General features: G+C 64.5%; 3 protein-coding genes. 2 read left to right on the forward strand and 1 reads right to left on the reverse strand.

Going from position 1 to position 5,486, the window contains the following annotated elements:
* Positions 1–79 precede the first annotated feature (79 nt).
* Positions 80–2,080 (forward strand): hypothetical protein, encoded by a 2,001-nt coding sequence (locus DIE23_RS38545; RefSeq protein ID WP_124618092.1) that lies wholly within the window; start codon positions 80–82, stop codon positions 2,078–2,080.
* A gap of 352 nt (positions 2,081–2,432) precedes the next feature.
* Here DIE23_RS38545 and DIE23_RS38550 read toward each other — a convergent pair whose 3' ends face one another.
* Complete coding sequence (locus DIE23_RS38550; RefSeq protein WP_124618094.1) at positions 2,433–4,235, reverse strand: phage integrase family protein; 1,803 nt, start codon at positions 4,233–4,235, stop codon at positions 2,433–2,435.
* Between the two features lie 259 nt (positions 4,236–4,494).
* On the opposite strand from DIE23_RS38550, the gene DIE23_RS38555 reads away from it, so the two are divergent.
* Positions 4,495–5,412 carry an SIR2 family protein gene (locus tag DIE23_RS38555; RefSeq protein ID WP_124618096.1) on the forward strand — a complete coding sequence of 306 codons (918 nt, stop codon included), beginning with the start codon at positions 4,495–4,497 and terminating at the stop codon, positions 5,410–5,412.
* Positions 5,413–5,486: the final 74 nt, after the last annotated feature.

The following is a 5,486-nucleotide window of genomic DNA, read 5'->3' on the forward strand; positions in this document are numbered from 1 at the left end:
TGATACCCAACGACAACTACCCCGTTGACCGGCCAAAATAGTTGTCGCTGACCGGCCGTGCTGCTTGACGCTCTCTAGCATGGCTGACATACGTATCCTGCTCCTGGCCAATTTCAGGCCCGAATACCGGCATGACTGGGGTGGCCGGAGCCATTACACCCAGCTGCGGCTGGATCCGCTGGGGGAAGACGATGCACGTGATCTGCTGCAAGCCCTGCTGGGCGACGCCGCCGAGCTCGCGCCGCTCAAGCAGTTGATCCTGGAGAAAACTGAAGGTAACCCGTTCTTTATCGAGGAGGTCGTGCAGACACTGCTTGAGGAGCAGGTGCTACGCGGTGTGTGCGGACATTACTCGCTCGAGCGGAGTCCAGCCGCGCTCCACATTCCGGCTACCGTGCAAGCGGTGCTCGCTGCCCGTATCGACCGCCTGGGATCGGCTGAGAAGACGCTCCTGCAGACCCTGGCCGTAGTGGGCAAGGTTTTCTCTTGGAGTCTGCTTGCGCGTGTCGTCGAACGGCCGGAGGCTGAGCTGAAAAGCCAACTGGCCCGGCTACAGGACGGTGAATATATTTACGAGCAGCCGGCCTTTCCGGAGGTGGTCTACAGCTTCAAGCATGCCCTGACCCAGGAGGTGGCGTACGGCTCGCTGCTAAGCGAGCGTCGCCGTGGGCTGCACGAGCGTGCAGCCCACGCGATAGAGGCCTTGTTTGGTGCCCAGCTCGAAGAACACTACAGCGAGCTGGCGCATCATTTCAGCCGCAGTGGCAACGTGCAGAAGGCAGTGGAATATCTGGGGTGCGCGGGGCGCCAGGCGCTACAGCGCTCCGCTGATTCCGAAGCCGTCCGTCACCTCAGCACAGCGCTCGCCATGCTCGAATCGCTGCCCGATTCCCGGGAACGGGCGCAGCAGGAGCTCGATCTGCGCGTTACGATCGGCCCGGCCCTGATGGCCTCGAAAGGACTCGCCGTGCCCGAGCTGAAAGCCAACTACACGCGGGCGTTGGCACTTTCCCGGCAACTCGGAGAGACTTCTTTCGCCTCCTTGTTGGGGCTACGCACGTTTTATGTCGTCAGTGGGGCGCTACGGACCGCCCGCGAGCTGGGGGAGCAACTCGTGTTACTGGCGGGGAACACCAAGGATCCGGCCTTGCTTGCGCAAGCCCATCGTGCGTTGGGGGCGGCCCTCTTCAATCTCGGTGAGCTGGAGCCCGCCCGTGTGCAGTTGGAGCAGGCCCTGGCGCTCTATGACCGTCGGCAGCAATACCCGGTTGCCTTCTACTCCGGCCTGGAGCCCGGCGTGCTCGGACAGAGCTACCTCGCTTTGGACCTGTTGCTGCTCGGGTACCCGGACCAAGCTCAGGCACGTGTTCAGGATGCGCTCGAGCTGGCGCGGACGCTGTCCAGTCCTGCCGTGACGGCGCCTGCACTAACCTTTGCTGCCGAGCTTTTCCTGAATCGCCGCGAGGAGCGGCGCACGGCTGAACTCGCGGAGTCCGTTGTGGCACTTGGAACCGAGCATGGCTTCCCGCACTGGATCAGTTACGGAACCATTCTTTTAGGTTGGGCACTGGCTGAGGGGGGGCGTCCGGAAGAGGGAATCGAAAGAATCAAGGAGGGACTAGCCGCGTATCGGGCAACCGGCGGAGGACTTTGGTTGCCTCATTTTCTTTCACTGCTGGCTGAAGCCTATGGAGCAGCGGGGCAGGCCGAGACCGGTCTGGAGACGGTCGACGAGGCCTTGGCCTTGATTGACCGAACGGAGGAGCGTGTGTATGAGGCGGACCTGTATCGGCTGAAGGGGGAGCTGACGCTCATGTTGGCGAATCACGGCATGACGGAGAGCGCCGGTACCGAGAGCTCCGTTGAAGCCTCATTCCTGAAGGCGGCTGCGATTGCTCGCCAGCAGGGCGCCCGATTGCTGGAGCTAAAAGCTATAACGGCTCTAGCTCGACTGCGGCGGCAGCGTGGCAAGTCGAGCAAAGTCCGCCAGAAGCTGGCCGCGATCTACGGCTCGTTTACCGAGGGCTTCGATACAGTGCCTCTGCAGGAGGCCAAGGCGCTGCTCGATGGACTTCTCTGAAGGCGGGCAAGGTCTCTCGCATTGGAGCCGCTATAGCCGCCCGGACGCAACAGAGAGTCGGGCTTGCGGCAAGCAATCTTAACGGGTGAAAGCATTAACCGATACCTCCCACGGCTCGACAGGCATCGCATTTGACATAATTAACACAGACGCTTTTTTAATAATAATAAATGCGTTACGGCCATGTCGGGACCCGTGGTTCGTCAAACGATCAATGGGCGCCGACGTGCGCCGCTGCATCTTGGCATCAAAACGGGACAAGCACGCACGAGACTAAACGTAGACCGAGCCTTGCACTGTCGCGTGCGCCGGGGCTGTTGTGCTATCACTCTGTTCCGAACGACTCGTACGGCTACCGCGCCGGGAAGGGGGGGGGCTGGTGATGCGATCGGCGCGGTGGACGCCGGAAGGCAGCACCTACTTGGCGCGCGCGTTTCGCCTCTTCTCCATGGAGATAGGTCGATGTGGTCGCCACCGAGGCGTGGCGCAGGTTGTCTCGCACGACAACCAGTTCCACGCCGGCGTCCAATGCGTGGGTGGCATGTGTGTGACGCAGCCAGTGGGGGCTGGCGTGCCGTAGCTTTTCGGCGAGCGCCGGATGGCGACCGCTCACGCGCTCGGCAGCCTCCCGAAAAAACTCACCTAGCACTTGCCGTACCCGCGCCGCACTGATGCCGGCCCCGCTGGGGTGTCCCGCGTGCTGCGCTGTCTCGAGGGCCGCCACCAACAGCGTGGCCGGCTGCCAGCGGGCGCGCCTGACCGGCAAGCCGCGCGCCTTCAGCGCGCGCCGCAGCGCGTCGCGCGCGAGCGGCGGCAGTGCCACGCGCCCGGCCTTCGCGCCTTTGCCAGTGACTGCCAGCCATAACGTGCCGCGCGCGTCCGCCGTGATGTCGCCCAGCGTCGCGGCTACCAGTTCCTGCACCCGCAACCCCGTCGCGTAGCCGAAATCCAGCACAAAACGCAGCCGCTCTGCCGCCGGTACGGTCCAGCCAGCCCGCTCGAGTTGGTCGGCTGCAGCGCGCGCGATCTTCCACTCTCGGCCAGTCAATGCGCGTCCGGTATCAAATGGCGCACGGACTGCGCCGCCGCGCACCGTCACCCCCGCAAACGGGTTGAGCACCACATAGTGCTGGCCCACGAGCCACGCGAACAGCGCGCGCAGTACCGCCAGCGCGTAGGCGGCCGACCGCGGCGTGAGACCCCGCGCGAACGGGCGCCACGCGGGTGCGGTGCGCGGGCACGGCGGCCCGGTCCAGCGCGCGGCGGGCGTCGGATGCCGCAGGAACGCGCGATAGGCGATCGCGTCGTCGGTGGTGAGCGACGACAGCGGGGCGCGGCGCGCCACGATCGCCCACAACAGCAGTCGCTCGGCCTCGCGCCGGTAGGCGCGGGCGGTGTGCTCGGACTCATGCAGCGCGAGCCACGCCTCGATGGCTTGGTAGTCGTTGGTCGCGGCGAGCCCACAGGTGTCGCGCGGGGCCCGGAAGCGGCCCTGCGAGCCATCGAGGGCGGCGGGCAGGGCGTCAAGCGACCATCGGGGGACCAACTGCGCCTCTGCGGCGGCGTACGGCATCCGCGCGGCGGCGCGCCGGGTCAGGTCGGGGTGCGCCGCGACGAAGGCCGCGACGTGGTGCGCACCTTGGCGCCCCAGCCCCGGTATCGTCCGCCACCAGCCGGGCCGCTGGGCGATCCGCACCAGCAGGTCGGCGCACGAGTCGATGCCGGCGGCCACCAGCGCCCGCGCGGTGCGCGGCGGCAGCCAGCGGTGCACCGGGTCGGCCGGCCGCGGCGCGGGGATCGGCGTGGCGCGCAGCGCATCGAGCGCCGCGATGACGTGCGCGGCATGACGGGTGCGCTCGGCGGCCGGATGGGTGAACAGCGGAATCAGATCGTCGCGCTGGCGGGCGATCGCGCATGCGACGAGCTGGCGGCGGATGCGGCCCAGCAGGCCGCGCGACGACTGGCCGTCGTCGCGCGCGTGGTCGAGGTAGTGCGTGACGGCGGCGCGCGCGGTGAGCCCTTCCTGCCAGGCGCGCAGCGCGGCGAGCGACGCGAGCTCAGGCAAGGCAGCAGGCAAGGCAGCAGGCCGGGCCGCGGGCGTGCCAGCGGAGGGTCCGCGCCCCGGCCTGGAGGGCGGGATCGACGCGGTATGCATGAGATCAGTTTAGGTCGCGCGCAGGGCACTGGCGATAAGACTATTTATCGCAAACATTCTGCTAGTTCATCCACCTCTGGAACACGTCCCTCAGTCGGTGTTTGCTCTTGAGTGGCGCGTCGCCAAAGCGCTTACGACCTACGGGCGAGAGTGCTGCGGCGGTCACTAAGATGGCTCGGCAGCTATTTCGATTCAAGTCGTTATACTTCCCGTGAATCAAGGTGCACTAGCCGCGTCCCGGAATCTCACGAGAAGAATCATGACGAAGTCCTGCAACACATCGTCTACACAGTCGGAAGTGACGGCGGAAATCATCAACCGCATCCCAGGTGGAGAACATCTCCGAACCGTTCAGGATGCACTCAAGAACGGTCACGCATCCGTCATGATCGGGGCGGGCTTCAGCCTAAACGCACAAGGGGGGCAGAGACTCCCCACGTGGGCAAAGCTAATCGATAGCCTGTTGGCGGACCTGTACTCGACGGACGAGGCACGCAACAGCGCGAAGAAGCGACTTGGCGGCACGAGCGGCATGCTGCGATTAGCCGAAGAATATGCAGCGGTCCGGGGGCGTGCTCAGTTGGACGCGCGACTGCATGAATTGCTGCCAGATGCTGGCGCGGTGACGCCTGGTGATCTCCATACGAAGCTTCTGTCGCTTTACTGGAACGATGTGTTCACGACGAATTACGACACGCTTCTTGAGCGATCACTTGACGCCGACCGCACGCGCTTCATTCCGGTTATCAAGTCTCGATACCAGATCGTTGCCGCCGCGGATGATGTTCCATTGTCAAGACGCAACGGACGGCCCCGCATAGTCAAGCTTCACGGCACGCTCCGCTCCGGAACCAAGCTCATCGTAACGGAGGAGGACTATCGCCGTTATCCGACCGATTTCGCGCCGCTAGTCAATACGGTTCAACAGTCGATGCTGGAGAACGTGTTCTGCCTGATCGGGTTCTCGGGAGATGATCCAAACTTCCTACTATGGACGGGCTGGGCACGTGACCACTTGGGCGACAAGGCCCCGCCGATTTATCTCATCACATTGAGCCCTATCCCGTTGGGGCAACGCATAATTCTTGAGCGGCGAAAGATCTTCCCAATCGATATCGCCGAGCTTGGGATGCAGAATGGACGGGTCGACTACGGGAAGGCTCTCAATGCTGTGTGAACCGCGCCGGGAATCGTGGAGGCCGGTTGGTTTAAGTTAATGCAGGCAAGTCAGCGGCATTTCTGAGTTGCCTG

This window comes from Burkholderia sp. Bp9143 (assembly GCF_003853645.1).
GTDB lineage: Bacteria > Pseudomonadota > Gammaproteobacteria > Burkholderiales > Burkholderiaceae > Burkholderia.